This window comes from Caulobacter sp. FWC2 (genome assembly GCF_002742625.1).
Taxonomy (GTDB): domain Bacteria; phylum Pseudomonadota; class Alphaproteobacteria; order Caulobacterales; family Caulobacteraceae; genus Caulobacter.
On the sequence record NZ_PEBF01000001.1, the window covers coordinates 2,126,163 to 2,147,109 of the forward strand.

The window sequence follows — 20,947 nt, forward strand, 5'->3', positions numbered from 1 at the left end:
CTAGTCGCCCCGCGTCCCCACATAGCGGCGCGTCGCGCGGAGCGTCAATCGCGTCAGACGCTCGTAGGCCGTGGTGCCGGCGGCCTCGGCCGCGTCGTCGATCGGCAGGTTCGGACCGAACAATTCGACCATCGCGCCGGGCCGGGCGGCGTCGCAATCGGTGATGTCGACGGCGATCAGATCCATGGACACGCGACCCAGCATCGGCCGCTGGGCGCCGTCGAACCAGACCGTCCCGCGCGGATAGGCGGCGCGCGGAACGCCGTCGGCATAGCCGGCCGCGACGATGGCCACGCGGGTGGTCTCGGTCGCCGTCCAGCCGGCGCCGTAGCCGATGCTTTCGCCGCGCGGCACGACGCGGACTTGCAGGATCGGCGCCTCGACCGTGGCGACGGCGCGGATCTCCGGATGCGGCCGACCTTCGGGGCCGCCGCCATAGAGGCTGATCCCCGGCCGGGCCTGATCGAAGCGCCAGGCCTCGCCCAGGAAGATCCCCGCCGAGTTGGCCAGGCTGCGCCGGGCGTTCGGCAGCAGGGCGACGGCTTCCTGGAAGCGTTCCAGCTGCGTCGCATTGAGCGGATGGCCCGGCTCGTCGGCGCAGGCCAGGTGACTGACGACGAGCTCGATATCGAGCCGCTTGAGCCGATCAAAGGCGCCGACCAGCACCTTCAACTCCTCGGGGCGAAGGCCCAGGCGGTTCATGCCGGTGTCGACGTGCAAAGCGGCCTTCAGGCGGCCCGCGCGTGCCTGGGCGTTCCAGGCCTCGACCTGGGGCAGGCTGTTGAGCACGGGCGTCAGCTTCGCGCCCTCCAGCGTGTCGCCCGAACCGGGCGTGGCGCCGTCGAGCACGTAGATGGCGGCGTCCCGATCGCCCAGCGAAGCGCGAAGGGCCACGCCCTCGGACAGGCGGGCGACATAGAAGCTGCGCGCGCCCTCTGCCCACAGGCGATCGGCGACCTGGGCCGCGCCCAGGCCGTAGCCGTCGGCCTTGACCGCGGGCGCAACCTCGGCCCCGCCAGCGCGGACCCGCAGGGCCGCATGGTTGGTGGCCAAGGCGTCGAGGTCGATGATGATGCGGGTGTCGGTCACGGTTGGGGCGTAGCCGACGCGGGCACGCGGTTCAACGCCTTAACCGTGGTGGACGGCCAGGAACCGCGCCACCAGGTTCTCCGCCCCAGAGGCCATGATCTGCACGCCGATGCATAGCAGCAGGAACGCCACCAGCCGCGACAGCACCCTCGCGCCGCCCTGGCCCAGCAGGCGCATGACCCGGCCCGAGGCGCTGTAGAGCAGCCAGACCAGGATCGCCACCAGGGCCGCGGCCAGCCCGGCGCCGAGGAAGAACGGCGCGACCTTGGCGCCCTCGGTAGGTCGCTGGGAGGCCAGGGCGATGGCCACCGAGATCGAGCCCGGACCGGTCGTGAACGGCATGGTCAGTGGGAAGAACGCCACGTCCTCGTGGCTTTGGGCCGGCTCGGTCTGGCTGGTCTTGCGGTCCTCGTGCTCCTGGGGGTCCATCAGCAGGCCCCAGGCGCGGATCGCCACCACCAGGCCGCCGGCCACCCGCAGGGCACCCAGGCTGACGCCGAAGAAGTTGAGGATGTAGCCGCCAAGCAGCAGCGAACCCAGCAGCACCAGGAAGGCGTAGAAGCCGATCAGCCGCGCCAGCCGTAGCCGCTCGGAGCGGTCCCGCCCGGCCATGGCCTGATCGAAGATCAGCGACGCCCCGACCGGATTGACGATCGAGAACAGCGCCGGAAACGCCAGCAGGAAGGCGCCGATCAGGCTGGAGGTGGGCAGAGGGCTGAAGTCCATGTGACTCGTCGGGGCAGGGGGCGAGGCGGGGACGGTGGCTTGAGGCGCGCGCCTTAGTCAAACACCCAACGCAGTTTCCCCGGCTTTCGCCGGAGAGATCGGATCTGCGGCGCTATTCGTCCGACGGAATGTTCCGCGCCTGGGCGAAATAGTGGTCGCGGGCCAAATTGCCGAACTTGGTGGTGTCGCTGTTGAACGACAGGCGCACCGTGCCGATGGGGCCGTGACGCTGTTTGGCGATGATCACCTCGGCCAGGCCGTGCAGGCGGTCCATCTCTTCCTGCCAGGTCAGGTGCTCGGGCGTGCCTTCGCGCGGCTCGGCGCGGCCCACATAATAGGCCTCGCGATACACGAACCACACCATGTCGGCGTCCTGTTCGATCGAGCCCGATTCCCGAAGGTCGGAGAGCTGGGGCCGCTTGTCGTCGCGCTGCTCGACCTGACGCGACAGCTGCGAGAGGGCGATGACCGGACAGGCCAGCTCCTTGGCCAGGGCCTTGAGGCCCATGGTGATCTGCGAGACTTCCTGAACCCGGTTGGCGTTGGAGCCGAGATCCGAGCCGGTGACCAGCTGCAGGTAGTCGACCACGACCAGGTCCAGGCCGACCTGGCGCTTCAGGCGACGGGCGCGGGCTGTCAGCTTGGCGATCGAAATACCGCCGGTGGCGTCGATATAGAGCGGCGCTTCCTGCAGCTCCATGGCCGCGTCGCGGACCCGGCCGAACTCGGACGCGTCGATCTCGCCCTTGCGGAGCTTGTCGCCCGACACGCCGGAGGCGTCGGCCAGCATACGCAAGGCCAGCTGCTCGGCGCTCATTTCCAGCGAGTAGAAGGCCACGACGCCGCCCTGGACGGTCTTCTTGGTCCCGTCGGGCTGGATCTCGTAGGCGTATTTCTTGGCGATGTTGAAGGCGATGTTGGTCGCCAGCGCCGTCTTGCCCATCGACGGACGGCCGGCCAGGACCACGAGGTCGGAGGGGTGCAGACCGCCGATCTTCTGGTCGAGATCGACCAGGTCCGTCGCGACGCCCGACATGCCGCCCTCGCGGCTGTAGGCTTCGGCCGTCATCTCGACCGCGCCGCGAAGGGCGTCGCCGAACGTCACGAAGCCTGACGAGGCCGCGCCGCTCTCGGCCAGGCTGTAGAGGCTTTGTTCCGCCGACTCGATCTGGTCGCGGGCTGTGCGCTTTTCCTCGTTGCCGCCTTGCGCTGCCGTGGCGATGTCGCCGCCGATGCGGATCAGCTCGCGGCGCAGCGACAGGTCGAAGATCACCCGGGCGTAGTCGCCGACATTGGCCGCCGGCGGAGCGCGGTCGACGAGGTCAGCCAGGTAGCGCAGGCCGCCCAGCTCCTCGAACGCGGGGTCCTTCTTGAACTCGTCGGCCAGCAGGATCGGCTCGGCCAGCTGGCCCTTGCGGACGTGGGTCTCGATCGACTGGAAAAGGCGCTGGTGGAAGGGCTCGTAGAAGCAGCGGGCCTGCAGGTTGTCGCTCAGCCGTTCGTAGGCGGCGTTGTCGTAGAGCAGAATGCCCAGCAGCGCTTGCTCGGCTTCCATGTTGTGCGGCGCCACGTTGATCGTGGGCTCGGGAAGGCCGGGGAGAACAAGGTCGAGCGCGGGAACGAGAGACATCGGCGGAATTTAACGCGAGGGCGGAGGCAAGGCTTGCCTCAGATCAGTCGGGCCATCCAAAGGTGTGAGCTTATCTGAGGATGTTCTGTGTATGTTTTGACGCCTGTTGCGTCAGAAACGGACGCGGTGAAAGGTCTGTGCGATCGCACTTTTTGCCAAGAGAAAAGGCCCGGAGATCGCTCTCCGGGCCCAAACGTTTGCGCGGCTTTCAGCCTACCAGTTGATCGCCAGGCGACCGTAGAAGAAGCGGCCGTTGAAGCCGAACGGCGAGAAGCTGGAGAACGGGTTGCCGCCGCTGGTGTTGAGGTTCGGCGGCACCTGGTCGGGATACTGGTCGAACAGGTTGTCCGCGCCGACCGACACCGTGGTGTGCTCGCCGAAGCGGCGGCGCGCCTCCAGGTCGACGATGCCTTGCGAGCCCGTGTGCCAGTCGCCGCTGCCGTCGGCGGCGGATCCGGGCGCCAGCACGTTGCCATAGAGGGTGGTGCGCAGGGTGGCGCCCCAGGGACCCTTGCTCCAGTCGCCTTGCAGCGAGACCTTGTTGCGCGGCGTGCCTTCCTCGAAGCGCAGCGTGGCTTGGCGGCCGAACAGCGTGGTCGGGGTTGGCAGCACCGTGGTGGTCGGTGTGCGGTTGACCTTGAAGTCGTTGATATTGGCGGCCGCCGTCAGGTCGAACGTGCCGGCCTGTTCGTCGTTGATCCGGTAGCGCGCCACGATGTCGACGCCCTTGGTCTTGGTGTCGACGCCGTTGGTGAAGATGCGGCCGGCCGACGCGCCGTATCGCGACAGCAGGTCGAAGATCACCCGGGCGTTGGTGCCCGCCGCAGCGGTGGCGCTGCCCGTCAGGGTTTCCGACAGGACGATGCGGTTGTCGACATTGATCTGGTAGGCGTCGACCGTCAGCTCGAACGGACCCTTGTGGTAGACCGCGCCCAGCGAGAAGTTCTTGGACTTCTCGGGCTCAAGCGGCTTGCCGCCCAGGGCTTGGCCGACCGTGCTGACCGACGGATAGGTGCCGGTTTCGAACGGCACGGCCGTGGTCACCCCGCCGACCGACTGGTTGATGTAGAGGATCGAGGTCGAGGTGAAGTACTGCTGCTGCAGGCTCGGGGCGCGGAAGCCGGTCGAGACCGCGCCGCGCAGGGCGAAGGCGTCGGTGAAGTCGTAACGGCCCGCCAGCTTCCAGCTCGTGTTGTTGCCGAAGTCCGAATAGTGCTCACGACGGACGGCCGCCGAGGCGGTCAGCTTCTCGGTCAGCTTGCCTTCCAGGTCCAGATAGGCGCCGACGGCGTCGCGATCGACGTCGATGACGTTGCTGGGCGTGAAGCCGGTGAAGCCGCGCGAGCCGAAGGCCAGGGTCGGCGAGACCGTGCCGCGGGCATAGGACGCCACTTCGCCGGCGTTGATCTTGTAGGTCTCGCGACGGGCCTCCAGACCGAAGGCGACGTTCAGCGGACCGGCGAGGCCGACATCGAATTCCTGGCTGGCGTCGAGGCCGAAGACCAGTTGGTCATAGGTCAGGCCGCCGGCCTGGAAGTTGGTCGGCGAGTTCGGGCCATAAGACGGGTTGAGGGTGTTCTTGACGCCGAAATCGAGGTCGTTCTTGCCGTAGACCAGGTTGGTGTCGATCTTCCAGCCGGCCAGGTCGCCGCGCAGGCCGATGGCGGCGGTGACGTCCTCGGTATTGGTGGTGATCAGCGGCAGGTAGCCGTTGGGATAGACGCTGGTGATGGTCTGCTGGGCGTCAGTGGGCAGGCGGTAGGTGGCCGAGGCCTCGCTGTCGCGCTGTTGATAGCCGTACCAGCCGTAGAGTTGCCAGTTGTCGCCGATCGGCTTGCCGGCGTTGGCGTAGAAGCTGACCTGCTCGACCTCGGGATCGCCGAAGCGCGAGGTGACGCGCTGCGGGGTGACGCGGGTGTCGGTGTCGCTGCGGTTGGTGAAGTCGCGGTCCACATACTCGGCCGACAGGGTCAGGAAGCCGTCCGAACCGAGCTTCAGGCCTTGCCAGCCGGCCACGGTCTTGGTCGCGCCGTCGCGACGCTTCTGCTTGGCGCCGGTCTGCAGGCCATCGAAGCTGGTGATGTACTTGCCGGCCGTGACCGTGACGCCGCCGCCGTGGTCGGCTTCGCGCAGGCGCAGGTTGATGACGCCGGCGATGGCGTCAGAGCCGTACTGGGCCGCGGCGCCGTCGCGCAGGACTTCGATGCGATCCAGGGCGACCGACGGGATGGCGTTGAGGTCGACGGCCGCCGAGCCGCGGCCGACGGAGCCGTTCAGGTTGACCAGCGCCGTGGTGTGGCGGCGCGTGCCGTTGACCAGCACCAGGGTCTGGTCGGGGCCCTGGCCGCGCAGGACGGCAGGACGGACCGAGTCGGTGCCGTCGGTGTTGGACGGGCGCGGGAAGGTGATCGACGGGACCGTGGCGGCCAGGGCGGTGGCCAGCTCGGTGCTGCCGCGCTGTTGCAGGGTCTTGGCGGTGACGACGTCGACCGGCGCAAGGGTGTCCAGGCGCGAGCGGCCGGCGGTGCGGGTGCCGGTGACGACGATCTCGTCGACATTGGTGTTGTCGGTCGCTGGCGCGGCCGTTTGGGCATGGGCGGTGGCGGCGAAGGCCGTCAGCGACGCGGCGGTCAGCAGTAAGCTTCTGTAACGCATGAGATATCCCCTGTCTTGGCCGGGGATGAGGCGCGCGTCCTCATGCCCCGAAGCGGGGGTCTTGATTGCCCCCAAGCCGAACATGGGATTTCATTGTTCTGCACACAAGCTGATCATTTCTGTGCTGCGGTGCAGAAAAAAAACGGCGCGGATCGCTCCGCGCCGTTTCTCGATAAAAGCTCCGATCCCGGAAGGGATTAGGCTTCGTAGTGGTCGCCTTCGAACGAGCCGGCGCCGCCTTCCGCCATGTCTTGGGCGGCTTCGGCTTCGGCCGCGCGATCTTCCTCGAATTGCGAGTTGATCACGTTTTCGCCGCGCGCTTGGCGATCGGCTTCGTCGGCGCTGCGCGCGATGTTGAGGGTGACCGTGATGGTCACTTCAGCGTGCAGCTTCACCTTCACTTCGTGGACGCCCAGCGTCTTGATCGGCTTGTCCAGCACGATCATCGAGCGGTCGACCTTGCCACCTTCGGCCTTGATGGCGTCGGCGACGTCGCGGCCCGCGACCGAACCGTACAGCTGGCCGCTTTCGCCAGCTTGACGGATCATGACGTATTGCGTGCCGTCCAGCGATTCACCGTTCTTGCCGGCGGCTTCGCGGTTGCGGACGTTGCGAGCTTCGATCTCGGCGCGTTGCGCTTCGAAGTTAGCTTCGTTGGCCTTGGTGGCGCGCAGGGCCTTGTGGCGCGGCAGCAGGAAGTTACGGGCGAAGCCGTCCTTCACGGTGACCACGTCGCCGAGGACGCCAGTGCCTTCAACGCGTTCGAGCAGAATGACTTTCATCGTGGTGTCTCCCTTACTTCACGACGTAGGGGAGCAGAGCCAGGAAACGGGCGCGCTTGATGGCCTTGGCCAGTTCGCGTTGCTTCTTGGCCGACACCGCGGTGATGCGCGACGGGACGATCTTGCCGCGCTCAGAAACGTAACGCTGCAGCAGCTTCACGTCCTTGTAGTCGATCTTCGGCGCGTTGGCGCCCGAGAACGGGCAAACCTTGCGGCGACGGAAGAACGGGCGGCGAGCGCCGCCAGCGGCGGCGGCCGGAGCGCCGGCTTCGGGAGCAGTCGTATCGGTCATGATCTATCTCTCCCTTACGCTTGAGCCTGGGGCGCGAAGTCTTCGCGCGGACGTTCCGGGCGATCGCCACGGTCACGACGGGCGAGAACCGGCGACAGTTCCAGGTCCAGCTCTTCCACGCGGATGGTCATGAAGCGCAGCACATCTTCATTGATGAGCAGCTGACGCTCCATTTCCTTCACGGCCGGCGCCGGGGCGTCGATCGCGAGCAGGGAGTAGTGGCCCTTGCGGTTCTTCTTGATGCGGTAGGTGAGGTTGCGAAGGCCCCAGTACTCGATCTTGGCGATGTGGCCGCCATTCTCTTCGATGAGGGTCTTCAGTTGCTCGTTCAGAGCTTCGGCCTGTTGCGGCGAGATATCCTGCCGCGCGATGACCACGTGTTCGTAGAACGCCATGTTTTCCTTCTTCCGTTGGGGAAGGCGGCGTGGTCGTCGGCGGAAGTCCGACGTCCACGATGGTTCCTGCACACCGAGCGGGGAAATCCCCGGTCCCGGATGGGTGCGTGCAAGACCGCTCTTCCGTGAGAACGCGCGCTCTTACAGAAGATGGGCCTGAAAGGCAAGCCGCATGGGGTTTGCCGCCGAACCGGGCGATGGCGTGAAATGTCTGATAATTGACATTGGGTGGGTTCCATCTTCGCGACCAACCATGCTAGCAGGCGACCATGGGGATCGGTGATCGTCTCTTGGTGGCATTCGCAGCGGCCTTGGCCGCCGGGACGGCGCACGCCGAGATCATTCAGAAGCCCGTCACCTCGGTTTCGGCTCGTGAAGGCCGCTTCGCCGGCTATTCGGCGGCTTTGCCGCTGGATCTGTCCACCGACACCGAGAAGGTCGCCCTGACGGTCAAGTCTTCGGGCATGATCGAAAATCCCACCTATGGCTTCGACCTGAACCTGACCCAGAAGCCCGACGACCAGCGCATCGGCCAGCGGTCGATGGCGCTGGGCGCTTCGTGGAACGAGAACGAGGCCAAGCTGCGCTCGTCGATGTCCAAGGCGTTCGGCTTCGGTCTGCTGCCGCGCGCCAACTATGTGCGCGTCTCGATGGACATGGACGCCAGCCAGGCCATCGCCGTGCCGGGCAAGATCCCGATCGCCCGCGCCAACATCCGCTCGTCCCTGACCCTGGACGGCAGGCCGGTCGGCTCGATCGCCTTTGGCGGCGGCTCGGCGGGCGACGAGGGTGTCGATCTCAGCCTGACCCGGCCGTTCGACATCCCCGCCGAGTTCACCGTCAGCGTGCGGGGCGTCAACAACCAGCGCGAAAGCTGGCGGCTGCAGGACGCCCGCGCCATGATCAAGCTGGTGAAGGTCGGCTGGTAGCCTCCAGCTCGCTGTCCTTGTCCTTCTTCGGCTTTTTGGCGGTCACGGCCGCGAAGCGCTTCAGATACTCCGGGTGCTCGGTGCCCATGACCCTGTCCCAGAAGGTGAAGTAGAGGCCGTAGTTCCAGCCCGCCTGGGCGTGGTGCAGGTCGTGATGGGTCACGGTCGTCAGGAACGGGAACAGCGGCCGGCCGTCGTTGCGGGCGGGGAACAGCTCGTAACCCGAGTGGCCGATCGTGTTGCGGACGATCTGGTGCAGCATGAACAGGCCGATCACGGGCCACTGGGTGGGAACCACGATCATCCACAGCGGCACGAACACGCCGTTGATGAAGGCCTCGCCCAGGTCGAAGCTGTAGGCGGTGAACGGCGAGGGATTGTTCGACCGGTGGTGCCGGCGATGGAAGCGCCGGAACAGGCGGCGGTCGTGGATCAGCCGGTGCGTCCAGTAGAACCAGGCGTCGTGGGCCACGATCATCAGGACGAGGCTGGTCCAGAACCAGACCGGCCCCCAGCTCTTGGCGATATAGGGCCCCGGCAGCCAGCCGGCGCGGAACAGGCCGAAGGTCAAAAGGCCCAGGGTCGAGAAGATGGCGATCGAACGGATCGAGGTCGCGAACTCGGTCAGCAACTGGCGCGCGGGCGGGCGGCTGTCGCGGATCTTGCGGCCCGCCAGCGGGATCGCCAGGGCGACCCATAGCACCAGCCAGACGCCGACCGAGAAGATCACGTAACGCGTGACGTCGGCCCACATGCTGGCCAGCCAATTGCTGGCGAAGGGGAGGAGGGTGTCGAGCATTTATCCGGGCTCCAGAGCGAAAGACCTCGCCAAGGAAGCTCCCCGCTCTCGGCCCGTCGCGCCGAACCTGAAATCAGGCTCGTTTGTCGCTTTTCGACCGACCTTCGCCGGTTTCGACCAGCCGAAGTTGCGGGTGGGCGGGCGTGACGTCCTGGCGCCAGGCGGTCGGGGTGACGCCGGTGGCGGCGCGGAAGGCGCGGTTGAACGGTCCCAGCGAGGCGAAACCCAGGTCGTAGGCGATGGTCGAGACCGACTTCAGCGCCTGCTCCGGATCGGCCAGGGCGACCTTGGCCGCCTCGATCCGCCGGCCGTTGACGTAGTCGGCGAAGTTGCGGTGGCCCAGCGTGCCGTTGATCAGCTTGCGCAGGCGGTGCTCGGGCGCGCCGACCAGGGCGGCGAGCGCGCCGATCGACAGGTCCTCGCCGCGCCAGACCTCGTTCTCGTTCATCGCCTTGTCCAGGCGGGCCAGGACCAAGCGGTCGGCGGGGGTGAGGTCGAGGGTCTCGACGGGCTTGACCACGGGCGGCTCGCCGGCGGCGGGCGAGGCCTGGACCAACACCGGCTCGGCGCGCAGCAGGGCCAGGGCCGAGCCGACGCCCAGGGCGCCCAGGGCGATAGCCTGGATCAGGCTGGGCAGGACGGGACCTTTCCCCAGGCCGAAGTCGCATAGGGTCTGGACGAGCATGTAGCCCGTCGCCGCCGCCGCGATCGGCGCGCGCAGATGCCGGCGGCGCTCCACGAGGTCGATCCGCCAGCCGCGCCAGGTCATCAGCAGGATATGCATGTTGATCGCCAGCGAGACGGCGGCGAAGATCCACCAGGCGACCGCGCGCGCGTGTGACGGCGGCAGAAGCGCGCCAGGAATCCACAGCGCTATGACCGCTGCGGGCACGGCGAAGCGCCAGGGCGGGATTTTCGGCTCGTCCTCGAACAGCACCGAGCAGAACAGCCAGAGCACTCCGGCGGCCATGGAGCTGAGGAACCAGGTCAGCAGGCTGAAATGCAGGTGTGTCGTGTAGTAGAAATGGCTCTCGAAGCCGTGGGCTATGGCGCAGGCCATCAGCAGCACGCCGACCCAGCGCGTCGGCGTCATGTTGCGGCTGGCGGCCATGGAAACGCCGGTGGCGGCGAAGGCGCCCATGGCGACGCCGCGCAGCCCCAGCTCCAGGCCGGAGAGGTCGATATGGGCGAGGTCGATCATGGACCGATCATCTCCCCAAAGACCGCGCGACCCTCAAGCCGCGCGGCTGGCCGGAACCCGAAAAGGCTGGCTACTTCTTGGCCAAGCTACTTCTTGGCCTTGTAGGCTTTCACCGCGTCCATGGTGTTGGTGACGTGGCCGGCGAAGTTGCCGTCGGTGTAGGACATCAGGATCTTGCCGTCCGGGGCGATCACGTAGGACGTGCGGTTCGACCAGTCCGGCTTCACCATCAGCGCCACGTCGTAGCTCTTGATCAGCGCCTTGTCGGCGGCGGCCACGGCGAACTTGTCGCGGCAGTGCTCCTTGGAGAAGTCCTTGATGCGGTCGACATTGCCGGCCGTGACGCCGATCACCGTGGCGCCCAGCTTTTCGAACTCGGGCGTGGCCTCGGCGAACTCGTGGGCCTCGGCGGTGCAGCCCGACGTGTAGGCGGCCGGGAAGAAGTACAGGACCACCGGGCCCTTCTTCAGGGCCTTGGCCAGGTTGAACTGGAAGTCCTTGCCGGCCAGGGCGGCGCCGGCGGTGAAGTCAGGGGCCTTGTCGCCGACCTTGAGGGCGGCGAGGGCGGGTGAGGTGGCGGCGAGCGTCAGGGCGGCCGCGGTGATACCGGCGAGGAGGCGAGACATCGGAAGACTCCGGAGGAGAGGGATGTTCATGGTCACGACTTGGATAACTCCATTCTCTCGACTTCAAAACCTTTACGTGCCTGGCTACGTCCCGGATGCAGGAGAACGTCATGTCGTCCCAGGAAATTGAGACGCCGAGCCTGTCCGCTTGGGCTGGCGGTCCCGAGCGGTTCGAGGTCTTGTTCTCGACCTTCTACGCCAGGGTTCCCGACGACCCGGTCCTGGCGCCGGTCTTCGCCGGCATGGATCCCCGGCACGCCCAGCACGTGGCGGCCTTTGTCGGCGAGGTGTTCGGAGGTCCCAAGGCCTATACCGAGGCCGGCGGCAGCCATGCGGCGATGATCCGCAAGCATCTGGGGCGTCACCTGACGGAGACCCAGCGCAAGGCCTGGGTGGCGCTGATGCTGGACACCGCCGACGCGGTGGGTCTGCCCGTCGATCCGGAGTTTCGCGCCGCCTTCGTCGGCTATCTGGAGTGGGGAACGCGGCTGGCGGTGATCAATTCCGCCGAAGGCGTCGCCGAGCCCGAGGACGATCCGCCCATGCCGGTCTGGGGCTGGGGCCCGCCCGGCGGGCCCTGGCTGGGATGACCAGACGGGCCTGACTTGCCGCCCGGACGCCTTTGGCCTAACCCTCCGGCCCTTGAATCTGCAAAAGACGGAGCGGGCCACCATGAGCATCGCCTTCATTTTTCCCGGCCAGGGCAGTCAGTCGGTCGGTATGGGCGTCGATCTCGCCGCGGCTTTCGCCAGCGCTCGCGAGGTCTTCCAGGAAGTCGACGACGCCCTGGGCCAGAAGCTGTTCGCGCTGATGAAGGAAGGTCCCGAAGGCGACCTGACTTTGACCGAGAACGCCCAACCAGCCTTGATGGCCGTCAGTCTGGCGGTCACCCGGACCCTGGAAAAGGAATTCGGCGTCGGCATCGATCGCGCCGCCTTCGTGGCCGGTCACAGCCTGGGTGAATACTCGGCTCTGGCCGCCGCTGGCGCTATCACGCTCGCCGATACCGCCCGCCTGCTGAAGCTGCGCGGCCAGGCCATGCAGCGCGCCGTGCCGGTGGGCGAGGGCGCGATGGCCTCGCTGATCGGTCCGAAGACCGATCTGGCCCTAGCCGAAGCGGCCGCCGCCGCCGGCTCGGAAGTGGGCGTCTGCGTCGTGGCCAACGACAACAACAACGGCAATGTCGTGATCTCCGGCGCCAAGGCCGCCGTCGACAAGGCCATCGAGAAGGCCAAGGAGCTGGGCGCGCGAGCCATCCCGCTGAACGTCTCCGCGCCCTTCCACTGCCCGCTGATGCAGCCGGCGGCCGACGAGATGGCCGAGGCCCTCTCCAAGACCACCATCATCGCCCCGCGCACGCCGCTGGTGGCCAATGTCACCGCCGCCCCGGTCCACGACCCGGACGTCATCCGCAAGCTGCTGGTCGAGCAGGTCACCGGCCGCGTCCGCTGGCGCGAAAGCATGACCTGGCTGGCTGGCGAAGGCGGCATCACCCGTTTCGCCGAAGCCGGCGCTGGCAAGGTGCTCTCGGGCATGGCCAAGCGCATCGCCCCGGACTCCGAGGCGACCCCGCTGAACACGCCCGCCGATCTCGAAGCCTTCGCGGCCTCGCTCTAGTTCAAAGGAAGACCGACACATGTTCGATCTGACCGGCAAGACCGCTCTCGTCACCGGCGCCACCGGCGGCATCGGCGGCGCCATCGCCAAGGCCCTGCACGACCAGGGCGCCCATGTCGTGCTCTCGGGCACCCGCGAATCAGCACTTTCGGAGCTGGCCGCCCAGTTCGGCGAGCGCGTCTCGTTCGTCGCCGCGAATCTGTCCGACTCGGCCGCCGTCGACGGTCTGGTCGCCAAGGCCGAGGAAGCCGCCGGCGCGCCGCTGGACATCCTGATCGCCAATGCGGGCGTCACCCGCGACGGCCTGCTCGTCCGCATGAAGGACGAGGACTGGGAGACCGTGATCAAGGTCAATCTGGAAGGCTATTTCCGCCTGGCCCGCGCGGCCGCCAAGGGCATGATGAAGCGCCGCGCCGGCCGCATCATCGGCATCACCTCGGTGGTCGGCGTGACCGGCAACCCCGGCCAGACCAACTACGCGGCCTCCAAGGCCGGCATGATCGGCTTTTCCAAGGCCTTGGCCCAGGAACTGGCCAGCCGTGGCGTGACGGTCAACTGCGTGGCCCCCGGCTTTATAGCCAGCCCGATGACCGACTCGCTGAACGATCAGCAGAAGGCCGGCATCCTGGCGACCATTCCCGCCGGCAAGTTGGGCGAGGGCAGCGATATCGCCGCCGCGTGCGTTTTCCTGGCCAGCGACCAGGCCGGCTACGTCACCGGCCAGACCTTGCACGTCAACGGCGGCATGGCCATGATCTGAAACCGCCAGAGCCTGTCCGTTTCAGGTGTCTCCACCTGAAACGGATAAGCAGGCTCTGACGTTGAAAGCCTGAAGTGCGTTGCGCGGCGAAACCGCTAACACTTTCGCCTAACGCGCTTCGGTTCCTCTTTCGGTCTGCCGCTAGCAAGCCGAAAAGGAACGTGATAGGCGGAGCCCGACACTTCCCGCGGATCGCGAGGCTTAGGCCTCGATGTCCGAGGGCCGAAATTTCATAATGAGGGACTGAACAGAATGTCCGACATTCTCGAGCGCGTGCGTAAGATCGTCATCGAACACCTGGATGCCGATCCCGAGAAGGTCACCGAGAAGGCTTCCTTCATCGATGACCTGGGCGCCGACAGCCTCGACAACGTTGAGCTGGTGATGGCGTTCGAAGAAGAGTTCGACATCGAAATCCCGGACGACGCCGCCGAGCACATCCAGACCGTTGGCGACGCCGTGAAGTTCATCACGGAAAAGACCGCCTAAAAGGCGTCGAGTTCGCTAGTCGAACCTGACCATTTCCGCCGCGTCGCACGGGCTCTTGCCATCGTGCGCGCGGCGGTTTTCGTTTGAGGCTCAAAATACTTTAAGCCAGGGATTCGCGAGTGGCGCGGGCTTGGGGCGATCCCCAAATCCAACCTCGCATCGAAGGTTTGGGAGTGATCCATGCGTAGAGTTGTCGTCACGGGTATCGGCCTGCTGACCCCTCTGGGCCACGGCGTTGACGTGACCTGGAAGAACATCCTCGCCGGTAAGTCCGGCGCCAACCGCATCACGGCCTTCGATCCGACCGACTATGCCTGCAAGGTCGCCTGCGAGGTTCCGCGCGTCGATGGACGCGGCGGCGGCGGCCCGGATGTCGAGGGCTCGTTCAACCCCGACCTGACCATGAGCCCGCGCGACCAGAAGCGCGTGGACGATTTCATCCTGTACGGCATCGCCGCGGCCGACGAGGCCATCAAGGATTCGGGCTGGGTTCCGGAAACCGACGAGGACAAGTGGCGCACGGGCGTCATCCTGGGCTCGGGCATCGGCGGCCTGTCGACGATCGCCGACACCGCGCTGGAGCTGGAGGCCAAGGGCCCCCGCCGCGTCAGCCCGTTCTTCATCTCCTCGGCCCTGATCAACCTGATCTCGGGCCAGGTCTCGATCAAGTATGGCTTCAAGGGCCCCAACCACGCGGTCGTCACGGCCTGCGCCACCGGCGCCCACGCCATCGGGGACGCCATGCGCCTGATCAAGTACGGCGACGCCGACGTGATGGTGGCCGGCGGCGCCGAGGCGGCGGTCTGCAAGGTCGGCGTGGCCGGCTTCATCGCCTGCCGCGCCATGTCGACCGAGTGGAACGACACGCCCGAAAAGGCTTCGCGTCCCTATGACAAGGACCGCGACGGCTTCGTCATGGGCGAGGGGGCCGGCGCCCTGGTGCTGGAAGAGTACGAGCACGCCAAGGCCCGCGGCGCGAAGATCTACGCCGAAGTGGTCGGCTATGGCTTGTCGGGCGACGCCCACCACATCACTGCCCCGTCGGAAGACGGCGAAGGCGGCGGCCGCGCTCTGGCCTCGGCCATGAAGGACGCGGGCCTGAAGCCCTCGGACATCGACTACATCAACGCCCACGGCACCTCGACCATGGCCGACGGCCTGGAAGCCGGCGCCGTCGAGCGCTTCCTGGGCGATCACGCCAAGAACGTCGTCATGTCCTCGACCAAGTCGATGACGGGCCACCTGCTGGGCGCGGCCGGCGCGATCGAGGGGATCTTCTCGGTCCTGGCGATCCGCGACCAGATCGCCCCGCCGACCATCAACCTCGACAATCCCGACGTCCACGTCGCCATGAACCTGGCGCCGAACAAGGCCGTGCCGATGAAGATCGACGTGGCGGTGTCCAACAGCTTCGGCTTCGGCGGCACCAACGCCACCGTGGTGTTCAAGAAGGTCTCGTGAGCAAGAAGCCGCCCGCACCCCGCGCCCCGAAGCGCTCCGCCGCTCGGGCGAACCGTCGCGAAACCGCGTCCGTGGGGCGGCGGCTGATCCGCGCCTTTTTCGGCGCCGTCACGACCCTGGTCGTGGTCGGCATGGTCGCCATTCTCGGCGCGGCCTGGGTCTATAACGGCCCGGGTCCCGCCGCCAAGGCCGGCGACAAGACCACCGTCGTGTTGCGCAAGGGCGCCAGCCTGCCGGAGATCGCCTCCAGTCTGGAGCGGGGCGGGGTGATCCGCTCCTCGTCGATCTTCATGACCGCCGCGAAGGCCACGGGCGCGGCCCGGACCCTCAAGGCCGGCGAATACGAGTTCACTAGCCGCGCCTCGATGGCCCAGGTGCTGGACGCCATCCGCCACGGCCGCATCGTGCGCCACTGGATCACCATTCCCGAGGGCCTGACCTCGGACATGGTCATGGATATCCTGTCCAAGTCCGACATTCTCGAGGGCAGCGCCGCGACCCCGCCCGAGGGCGCGATCCTGCCCGAGACCTACGAGGTCCAGCGCGGCGAGGACCGCGCCGCCGTCCTCAAGCGCATGATGGACGACCGCGACAAGCTGCTGAACCGGCTGTGGGCCAACCGTCAGTCGGGCCTGCCCTACCAGTCGAAGGACGACGCCGTGATCATGGCCTCGATCGTCGAGAAAGAGACAGGCGTGAAGGGCGAGCGCCCGCAGGTGGCGGCGGTGTTCATCAACCGCCTGCGCACCGGCATGCGCCTGGATACCGATCCGACCGTGATCTACGGCATCTCGCGCGGCCGTCCGCTGGGCCGTGGCCTGCGCCGATCCGAGCTGGATAGGGTGACGCCTTACAACACCTACAAGATCGATGGCCTGCCGCCGACCCCGATCGCCAATCCGGGCCGCGCGGCCCTGGAAGCGGCGCTGAACCCGGCCAAGACCAACGACCTCTATTTCGTCGCCGACGGCACGGGCGGCCACGTGTTCGCCTCGACCCTGGAGCAGCACAACGCCAATGTCGCCAAGTGGCGCCAAATCGAGCGCCAGCGGGCGGGCGAAGGCGTGCCGGTCGTGCCTGCGCCTCCGGCTGGGAACTAAGACGATGCCGATTTCGGGGATGACCGGCTTCGCGCGGGTCGAGGGCGCCCACGGCGCGTGGACCTGGGCGGTCGAGGCGCGCAGCGTCAATGGCCGCAATCTCGAGACCCGCTTTCGCGGTCCGCCCGGCTTCGAGAGCCTGGAGCGCGCCGCGCGTGAAGGTTCGCAAGCCCGCTTTCAGCGCGGCCAGTTGACCGTCAACGTCCAGGCCAAGCGCGCCGAGACCTCGGGCGAGACCCAGGTCAATATCGCCACCCTGGAGCGTTACCTGACCGCCGGCGGACCCTATGTCGCCACCGGCATGGTCGCGAAGCCCACGCTGGACGGCCTGCTGTCGCTGAAGGGCGTGATCGAGGCCCGCGAGGACGAGGACGACGCCGAGACTCGCGCCGTCGTCGAAGCCGCCATGGCCGCCTCGGTCGTCCAAGCGCTGGACGGCCTGAAGATCGCACGCCTCGAAGAGGGCGCGGCGCTCGATCCGGTGCTGAACGGCCTGATCGACAAGATCGAGGACCTGACCGCCCAGGCCGAACGCGAGGCCGCTGGCCAGCCGGCGTTGCTGAAGGATCGCTTCGCTCGCCGCATGGCCGAGCTGATCGGCGAGGCGGCCTCCGAGGAACGCATCGTCCAGGAAGCCGCCGCCCAGGCCGTCAAGGCCGACGTGCGCGAGGAACTCGACCGCCTGGCCAGCCATGTGGCCGCCGCGCGCGGTCTGCTGTCGGGCGAGGGAGCGTCGGGCCGCCGGCTCGACTTCCTCTCCCAGGAATTCATGCGAGAATCCAATACCCTCTGCTCGAAATCGGCCCTGACCGCCTTGACCGCGATCGGTCTTGAGCTGAAGGCCGTGATCGAACAGTTCCGCGAGCAGGTCCAGAACGTTGAATAAGCCCCACGACAATACGCGCGGTCTGCTTCTGATGGTCGTCGCGCCGTCGGGCGTCGGCAAGACCTCGCTGACCCGCCGCCTGGTGGCCGATCACAACGATCTGCATCTCTCGATCAGCTACACCACGCGCGAACCGCGTCCCGGCGAGCACGATGGCCGCGACTATCACTTCGTCACGCGCGAAGCGTTCCAGGCGATGATCGACCAGAACGCCTTCCTGGAGTGGGCCGAGGTCTACGGGAACTTCTACGGCAGCCCCAAGCCGCCGATCATGCAGGCCCTGGAGCGGGGCGAGAGCGCGCTGTTCGACATCGACTTCCAGGGGGCTATGAAGGTGCACGCCCAGGCCCGGGAAGACAGCGTGCTGGTCTATATCCTGCCGCCGTCGCTGGCCGAGATGAGCCGTCGCCTGCACGCGCGCAGCCAGGACAGCGAGGAGGTCATCCACCGTCGCCTGTCGCGCGCCAAGGACGAAGTCGCCGACTGGGAGCGCTTCGACTACGTCATTCTCAATGAGGATTTCGATCGGGCCTACTCGGACCTGGCCCACATCTATCACGCCGAACGTCTCAAGCGGGCGCGTAACCCGTGGATCGGCGACTTGGTCAGTGATCTCCTCAAGGAAGAGATCTGAGAGCGGAGAAGTCGTCCTCGTCCTTCGACAGGCTCAGGATGAGGACGACTTTACGCCTTAGCGTTAGAAAACCTCATCCTGAGCTTGTCGAAGGACGAGGTTTTCGGGACCGTGCGCCTACAGCGCGCGACGGCCGAAGATCAGGTGGTACAGCGCCAGGATGACGACGGCGCCGATCGTGGCGACGGCGAGGCTGTACAGGTTGAAACCCGACACGCCACCGTTGCCGAACTGGTTGAACAGCCAGCCGCCGACGAAAGCGCCGACGATGCCGAGCACGATATCGAGCAGCACGCCGCTGCCGGAACGGTTGACGAGCTTGCTGGCGATGAAGCCGGCGATCAGGCCCAGAAGGAGCCAGGCGAGAATGGACATCGTAGGGACTCCGTGAGCGGCCGCCCTGTGCGGCCTTGCCCAATGAAGTCCCGGACGGTGAAGTTAGTTCCCGCGCATGCGCTCTTGCACGAGGGCGATCAGTTTTTCAGCCGGCGGTCGGCCGAACGCGATGAACAGGCCCGAGCCCAGAACGGCTCCGATCAGGAATGTCAGGTCCATCGCGCAAATCCCCTAAGACGCGACTGACCTATTGCAGACGCGGTGTGGCCAGGCCAAGGCGACAAGGGGGCGCTGCGACGATCGGTCTTGGCTTCGCCTGCTCAGACGGCGCCTTTCGCCAAAGAGACCTGCGGCGGCGCGATGATGCTCATCACGCAGGTGAGGCCCTCGGGGGCGTAGTCGAACGTCGCTGAACCTGCCAGATCGCCCTTCAGGCTGGCGGCGATGAGGCGCGAGCCAAAGCCGCCGCGTTCAGGCGGCTTGACCGCCGGGCCGCCGCGTTCGCGCCACTCGATGGTCAGCAGGGTGCGGCCGCCCAGGCTCCACGACACCGCGACCTTGCCGCTGTCGGTGGACAGCGCGCCGTATTTCGACGCGTTGGTGGCCAGCTCGTGGAAGATCATCGCCAGGGCCACGGCGGCGTTGGGCGCCAGCGGTACGGAAGGGCCGTCGAGGCTCACCTGGCTGGCATAGGGCTTCAGCGCCTCGGCCAGCAGTTCGCCCAGATCCGCGCCTTCCCAGTTGCGACGGGTCAGCAGGTCGTGCGCCGAGGCCAGGGTGTAGAGGCGGTCGTTGAACTGGTTCAGGCCGTGCTCGAGGTCGCCCTGATCGGCCACGGGGCGCAGGCTGTGGCGGGCCAGGGACTGGACCACCACCAGGGTGTTCTTCACCCGATGGTTCAGCTCGTTGATCATCAGCTGCTGGCGCTCGGCGGCGCGGCGGGCCTCGTCGTCGCGAGCCCGCAGGATGTCGGCGGCGGCCTGTAGCGAGCCGCGCACCTCCGCGATCTCCTGCAGGTGCGAGGGCGCTGGGTCAAGCGGCGCGCCGGCCGCGAGGGCTTCGGCCTCGCCGACCAGGCCCCGCACGTCGCGTGAGATCGGACGGGCGAAGCCGAGCGCGGCCGCCACGGCCAGGGCGATCAGCAGGGCCGCGCCGGCGACGGCCGGTCCCAGCGAGGTCAGCACGGTCCGGTTCAACTCGTCGCGCGGCACGCCGACGATGAAGGTCCAGCCGGACTTCTGCGAACGACTGAACGCCGACAGCGTCTTGACCCCATCCAGGGTCTGGCTGTGGATCACGCCCTCATTGGCGCGAGCCATGGCCTGCTGCATGTCCCCGCTGGCGTACCTGCCCAGCATCTTCTGCTGGTCGCGCGAGCGCGCCACCAGGGCGGCCTTACGGTCGACGATGCTGGCTGTCCAGGTCTCCGGGAAGGCCTGAGCCGTCATCAGGCTGTGGAAGTTGTCCGGCGACTGGATATAGCCCAGCACGAAGATCTTGCCCTCGACCAGGACAGGCATGTCGAAGCCGATGATCGGCGGCAGCGGGGCGGGGCGTTCGATGAGGTCCGAGACCGTGGTGCGGCCGTGGGACATCCGATCCCAGTCGGCGTCCGACAGACTAATAACCGGCGGCGACTCGCCAGGTCCCATGCGGGTGTTGAGCCATTGGCGGTCCTGGCTCATCAGCACGACCCAGGCGTCACGGCCCTTGGTGGCCTCGCGGGCCTGTTTCTCGAAGGTCTTGAGATCGCCTTCGGCCAGGGCCGGCGACACCGACAAGCCTTGCAGGATGCTCTGTCCCTGGCCGATCTGGCGGTCGGTGGCCAGGGACAGGGCGCGAGTCATGGCCGTCAGTTGCGTGGCGAACCGCCGTTGGCCCTCCGAATACTGCATGGCCACCAGAGCGCCCATCAGCAGGATAGCTGGCGCCGCCAGCGTCAGCGCCATGAACAGGAGCCGTCGCGCCACCGTCGAAGGCGCTTTCACCGTACTGTTGGTGGTCACGTTCGCCCCGCTCAGCCCGCGCGCAAGCTGGAGAGCGCGAGCCTCAGCGTCAATAGGGTTTGGCGTCTATCGTGGGCCGCGCTGGTCAAGCTGGGCGTTCGAGAAGCGCTAGTCCTGTGCGCCCCGCTTGCGAAGCGCGCGGGTGAAGGCCTCTCCCGTCCGGACGAAACCCGTGGCGAGGCAGAAGGCGCGCAGATCGCCCGGCTCGGCGGGCGCATCGAGGATCAGTTCGCCGCACCCGGCGGATCGCGCCGCCTGAGAGGCGGCCTTCAGAAGCAGGCGGGCGATGCCGTTGCGCCGCCGTTCGGGATCGACCAGCAGCATGGAGATCGATCCTACCTTCAGGTCGGCCGTGAGGACCGTCTTCCAATGCGCCGCGATGACGCCGGAGGGCGGCCCCCATTCCTCGGCGATCAGCAGGACGCCGGGCTGGTCAAGAAGGGCGGGCAGGCGTTGCGCCAGCCGGTCCTTGGCGACGGCTTGGCCGGCGGTCGACAGCAGTTCGGCCAAGCCCTCCGCGTCGCTGATCTGCGC

General features: G+C 67.2%; 22 protein-coding genes. 9 read left to right on the top strand and 13 right to left on the bottom strand.

The features are described from left to right. The 7 genes from alr to rpsF form a co-directional block, all read right to left on the bottom strand. Complete coding sequence (gene alr / locus CSW62_RS10185) at positions 1-1,089, bottom strand: alanine racemase (protein ID WP_099577438.1); 1,089 nt, start codon at positions 1,087-1,089, stop codon at positions 1-3. Between the two features lie 39 nt (positions 1,090-1,128). Continuing rightward, positions 1,129-1,815 carry a MarC family protein gene (locus CSW62_RS10190; protein WP_099577440.1) on the bottom strand — a complete coding sequence of 229 codons (687 nt, stop codon included), beginning with the start codon at positions 1,813-1,815 and terminating at the stop codon, positions 1,129-1,131. Between the two features lie 112 nt (positions 1,816-1,927). Beyond that, on the bottom strand, positions 1,928-3,445 hold the full coding sequence (locus tag CSW62_RS10195; RefSeq protein ID WP_099577442.1) for a replicative DNA helicase: 1,518 nt from the start codon (positions 3,443-3,445) through the stop codon (positions 1,928-1,930). A gap of 213 nt (positions 3,446-3,658) precedes the next feature. Beyond that, the gene (locus CSW62_RS10200; RefSeq protein WP_099577444.1) at positions 3,659-6,100 is read right to left on the bottom strand and encodes a TonB-dependent siderophore receptor; all 2,442 of its coding nucleotides are present in this window, start codon (positions 6,098-6,100) and stop codon (positions 3,659-3,661) included. A gap of 197 nt (positions 6,101-6,297) precedes the next feature. Beyond that, entirely contained in the window at positions 6,298-6,882 is a 585-nt protein-coding gene (gene rplI, locus CSW62_RS10205; RefSeq protein WP_099577447.1) for a 50S ribosomal protein L9, read from the bottom strand. A 13-nt stretch (positions 6,883-6,895) separates the two neighbouring features. Beyond that, complete coding sequence (gene rpsR / locus CSW62_RS10210; RefSeq protein WP_004615089.1) at positions 6,896-7,174, bottom strand: 30S ribosomal protein S18; 279 nt, start codon at positions 7,172-7,174, stop codon at positions 6,896-6,898. Positions 7,175-7,188: 14 nt separating this feature from the next. After that, complete coding sequence (gene rpsF / locus CSW62_RS10215) at positions 7,189-7,569, bottom strand: 30S ribosomal protein S6 (protein WP_099577449.1); 381 nt, start codon at positions 7,567-7,569, stop codon at positions 7,189-7,191. Positions 7,570-7,838: 269 nt separating this feature from the next. On the opposite strand from rpsF, the gene CSW62_RS10220 reads away from it, so the two are divergent. Further along, positions 7,839-8,498 (top strand): hypothetical protein, encoded by a 660-nt coding sequence (locus CSW62_RS10220; protein WP_099577451.1) that lies wholly within the window; start codon positions 7,839-7,841, stop codon positions 8,496-8,498. Here CSW62_RS10220 and CSW62_RS10225 read toward each other — a convergent pair. The 3 genes from CSW62_RS10225 to CSW62_RS10235 all read right to left on the bottom strand — a co-directional run bounded on the left by CSW62_RS10225 (position 8,473) and on the right by CSW62_RS10235 (position 11,124). Next, positions 8,473-9,297: a sterol desaturase family protein gene (locus CSW62_RS10225; protein WP_099577454.1), complete on the bottom strand. Its 825-nt coding sequence runs from the start codon at positions 9,295-9,297 to the stop codon at positions 8,473-8,475. The two genes, CSW62_RS10220 and CSW62_RS10225, sit on opposite strands and share 26 nt — an antisense overlap. 73 nt (positions 9,298-9,370) lie before the next feature. After that, complete coding sequence (locus CSW62_RS10230; RefSeq protein WP_099577456.1) at positions 9,371-10,498, bottom strand: AraC family transcriptional regulator; 1,128 nt, start codon at positions 10,496-10,498, stop codon at positions 9,371-9,373. An 86-nt stretch (positions 10,499-10,584) separates the two neighbouring features. Then, positions 10,585-11,124, bottom strand: coding sequence for a peroxiredoxin (locus CSW62_RS10235; RefSeq protein WP_099577458.1), 540 nt, complete (start codon positions 11,122-11,124; stop codon positions 10,585-10,587). Positions 11,125-11,234: 110 nt separating this feature from the next. On the opposite strand from CSW62_RS10235, the gene CSW62_RS10240 reads away from it, so the two are divergent. The 8 genes from CSW62_RS10240 (at position 11,235) to gmk (ending at position 18,071) form a co-directional block, all read left to right on the top strand. Continuing rightward, positions 11,235-11,714 (top strand): group II truncated hemoglobin, encoded by a 480-nt coding sequence (locus CSW62_RS10240; protein ID WP_099582238.1) that lies wholly within the window; start codon positions 11,235-11,237, stop codon positions 11,712-11,714. 82 nt (positions 11,715-11,796) lie between these two features. After that, on the top strand, positions 11,797-12,741 hold the full coding sequence (fabD, locus tag CSW62_RS10245) for an ACP S-malonyltransferase (protein WP_099577460.1): 945 nt from the start codon (positions 11,797-11,799) through the stop codon (positions 12,739-12,741). A gap of 19 nt (positions 12,742-12,760) precedes the next feature. Beyond that, entirely contained in the window at positions 12,761-13,501 is a 741-nt protein-coding gene (gene fabG, locus CSW62_RS10250) for a 3-oxoacyl-[acyl-carrier-protein] reductase (RefSeq protein ID WP_099577463.1), read from the top strand. A 252-nt stretch (positions 13,502-13,753) separates the two neighbouring features. Next, positions 13,754-13,990: an acyl carrier protein gene (locus CSW62_RS10255; protein ID WP_004615098.1), complete on the top strand. Its 237-nt coding sequence runs from the start codon at positions 13,754-13,756 to the stop codon at positions 13,988-13,990. A 180-nt stretch (positions 13,991-14,170) separates the two neighbouring features. Beyond that, positions 14,171-15,451 carry a beta-ketoacyl-ACP synthase II gene (gene fabF, locus CSW62_RS10260; protein ID WP_099577465.1) on the top strand — a complete coding sequence of 427 codons (1,281 nt, stop codon included), beginning with the start codon at positions 14,171-14,173 and terminating at the stop codon, positions 15,449-15,451. After that, positions 15,448-16,551: an endolytic transglycosylase MltG gene (gene mltG, locus CSW62_RS10265; RefSeq protein WP_099577467.1), complete on the top strand. Its 1,104-nt coding sequence runs from the start codon at positions 15,448-15,450 to the stop codon at positions 16,549-16,551. The genes fabF and mltG overlap by 4 nt, the downstream gene beginning before the upstream one ends. A 4-nt stretch (positions 16,552-16,555) precedes the next feature. Next, complete coding sequence (locus CSW62_RS10270) at positions 16,556-17,437, top strand: YicC/YloC family endoribonuclease (RefSeq protein WP_099577469.1); 882 nt, start codon at positions 16,556-16,558, stop codon at positions 17,435-17,437. Next, entirely contained in the window at positions 17,430-18,071 is a 642-nt protein-coding gene (gene gmk / locus CSW62_RS10275) for a guanylate kinase (protein ID WP_099577471.1), read from the top strand. Before CSW62_RS10270 ends, gmk begins: the two co-directional genes overlap by 8 nt. A 117-nt stretch (positions 18,072-18,188) precedes the next feature. Here the strand turns inward: gmk and CSW62_RS10280 are convergent, their stop codons facing one another. The 3 genes from CSW62_RS10280 to CSW62_RS10290 all read right to left on the bottom strand — a co-directional run bounded on the left by CSW62_RS10280 (position 18,189) and on the right by CSW62_RS10290 (position 20,923). Continuing rightward, positions 18,189-18,446: a GlsB/YeaQ/YmgE family stress response membrane protein gene (locus tag CSW62_RS10280; protein ID WP_099577473.1), complete on the bottom strand. Its 258-nt coding sequence runs from the start codon at positions 18,444-18,446 to the stop codon at positions 18,189-18,191. Between the two features lie 281 nt (positions 18,447-18,727). Continuing rightward, positions 18,728-20,356, bottom strand: coding sequence for a sensor histidine kinase (locus CSW62_RS10285; RefSeq protein WP_099577475.1), 1,629 nt, complete (start codon positions 20,354-20,356; stop codon positions 18,728-18,730). A 165-nt stretch (positions 20,357-20,521) separates the two neighbouring features. After that, the gene (locus tag CSW62_RS10290) at positions 20,522-20,923 is read right to left on the bottom strand and encodes a GNAT family N-acetyltransferase (protein ID WP_199170563.1); all 402 of its coding nucleotides are present in this window, start codon (positions 20,921-20,923) and stop codon (positions 20,522-20,524) included. Positions 20,924-20,947: the final 24 nt, after the last annotated feature.

Bases quoted from the DNA above. Each gene is read 5' to 3' on its own strand.
- fabG (WP_099577463.1), top strand. From the start codon at position 12,761: ATGTTCGATCTGACCGGCAAGACCGCTCTCGTCACCGGCGCCACCGGC.
- CSW62_RS10280 (WP_099577473.1), bottom strand. From the start codon at position 18,446: ATGTCCATTCTCGCCTGGCTCCTTCTGGGCCTGATCGCCGGCTTCATC.
- CSW62_RS10200 (WP_099577444.1), bottom strand. From the start codon at position 6,100: ATGCGTTACAGAAGCTTACTGCTGACCGCCGCGTCGCTGACGGCCTTC.
- CSW62_RS10270 (WP_099577469.1), top strand. From the start codon at position 16,556: ATGCCGATTTCGGGGATGACCGGCTTCGCGCGGGTCGAGGGCGCCCAC.
- CSW62_RS10235 (WP_099577458.1), bottom strand. From the start codon at position 11,124: ATGTCTCGCCTCCTCGCCGGTATCACCGCGGCCGCCCTGACGCTCGCC.
- CSW62_RS10190 (WP_099577440.1), bottom strand. From the start codon at position 1,815: ATGGACTTCAGCCCTCTGCCCACCTCCAGCCTGATCGGCGCCTTCCTG.
- fabF (WP_099577465.1), top strand. From the start codon at position 14,171: ATGCGTAGAGTTGTCGTCACGGGTATCGGCCTGCTGACCCCTCTGGGC.
- CSW62_RS10285 (WP_099577475.1), bottom strand. From the start codon at position 20,356: ATGGCGCTGACGCTGGCGGCGCCAGCTATCCTGCTGATGGGCGCTCTG.
- rpsF (WP_099577449.1), bottom strand. From the start codon at position 7,569: ATGGCGTTCTACGAACACGTGGTCATCGCGCGGCAGGATATCTCGCCG.
- CSW62_RS10195 (WP_099577442.1), bottom strand. From the start codon at position 3,445: ATGTCTCTCGTTCCCGCGCTCGACCTTGTTCTCCCCGGCCTTCCCGAG.
- CSW62_RS10230 (WP_099577456.1), bottom strand. From the start codon at position 10,498: ATGATCGACCTCGCCCATATCGACCTCTCCGGCCTGGAGCTGGGGCTG.
- rplI (WP_099577447.1), bottom strand. From the start codon at position 6,882: ATGAAAGTCATTCTGCTCGAACGCGTTGAAGGCACTGGCGTCCTCGGC.
- rpsR (WP_004615089.1), bottom strand. From the start codon at position 7,174: ATGACCGATACGACTGCTCCCGAAGCCGGCGCTCCGGCCGCCGCCGCT.
- CSW62_RS10240 (WP_099582238.1), top strand. From the start codon at position 11,235: ATGTCGTCCCAGGAAATTGAGACGCCGAGCCTGTCCGCTTGGGCTGGC.
- CSW62_RS10255 (WP_004615098.1), top strand. From the start codon at position 13,754: ATGTCCGACATTCTCGAGCGCGTGCGTAAGATCGTCATCGAACACCTG.
- CSW62_RS10225 (WP_099577454.1), bottom strand. From the start codon at position 9,297: ATGCTCGACACCCTCCTCCCCTTCGCCAGCAATTGGCTGGCCAGCATG.
- CSW62_RS10220 (WP_099577451.1), top strand. From the start codon at position 7,839: ATGGGGATCGGTGATCGTCTCTTGGTGGCATTCGCAGCGGCCTTGGCC.
- fabD (WP_099577460.1), top strand. From the start codon at position 11,797: ATGAGCATCGCCTTCATTTTTCCCGGCCAGGGCAGTCAGTCGGTCGGT.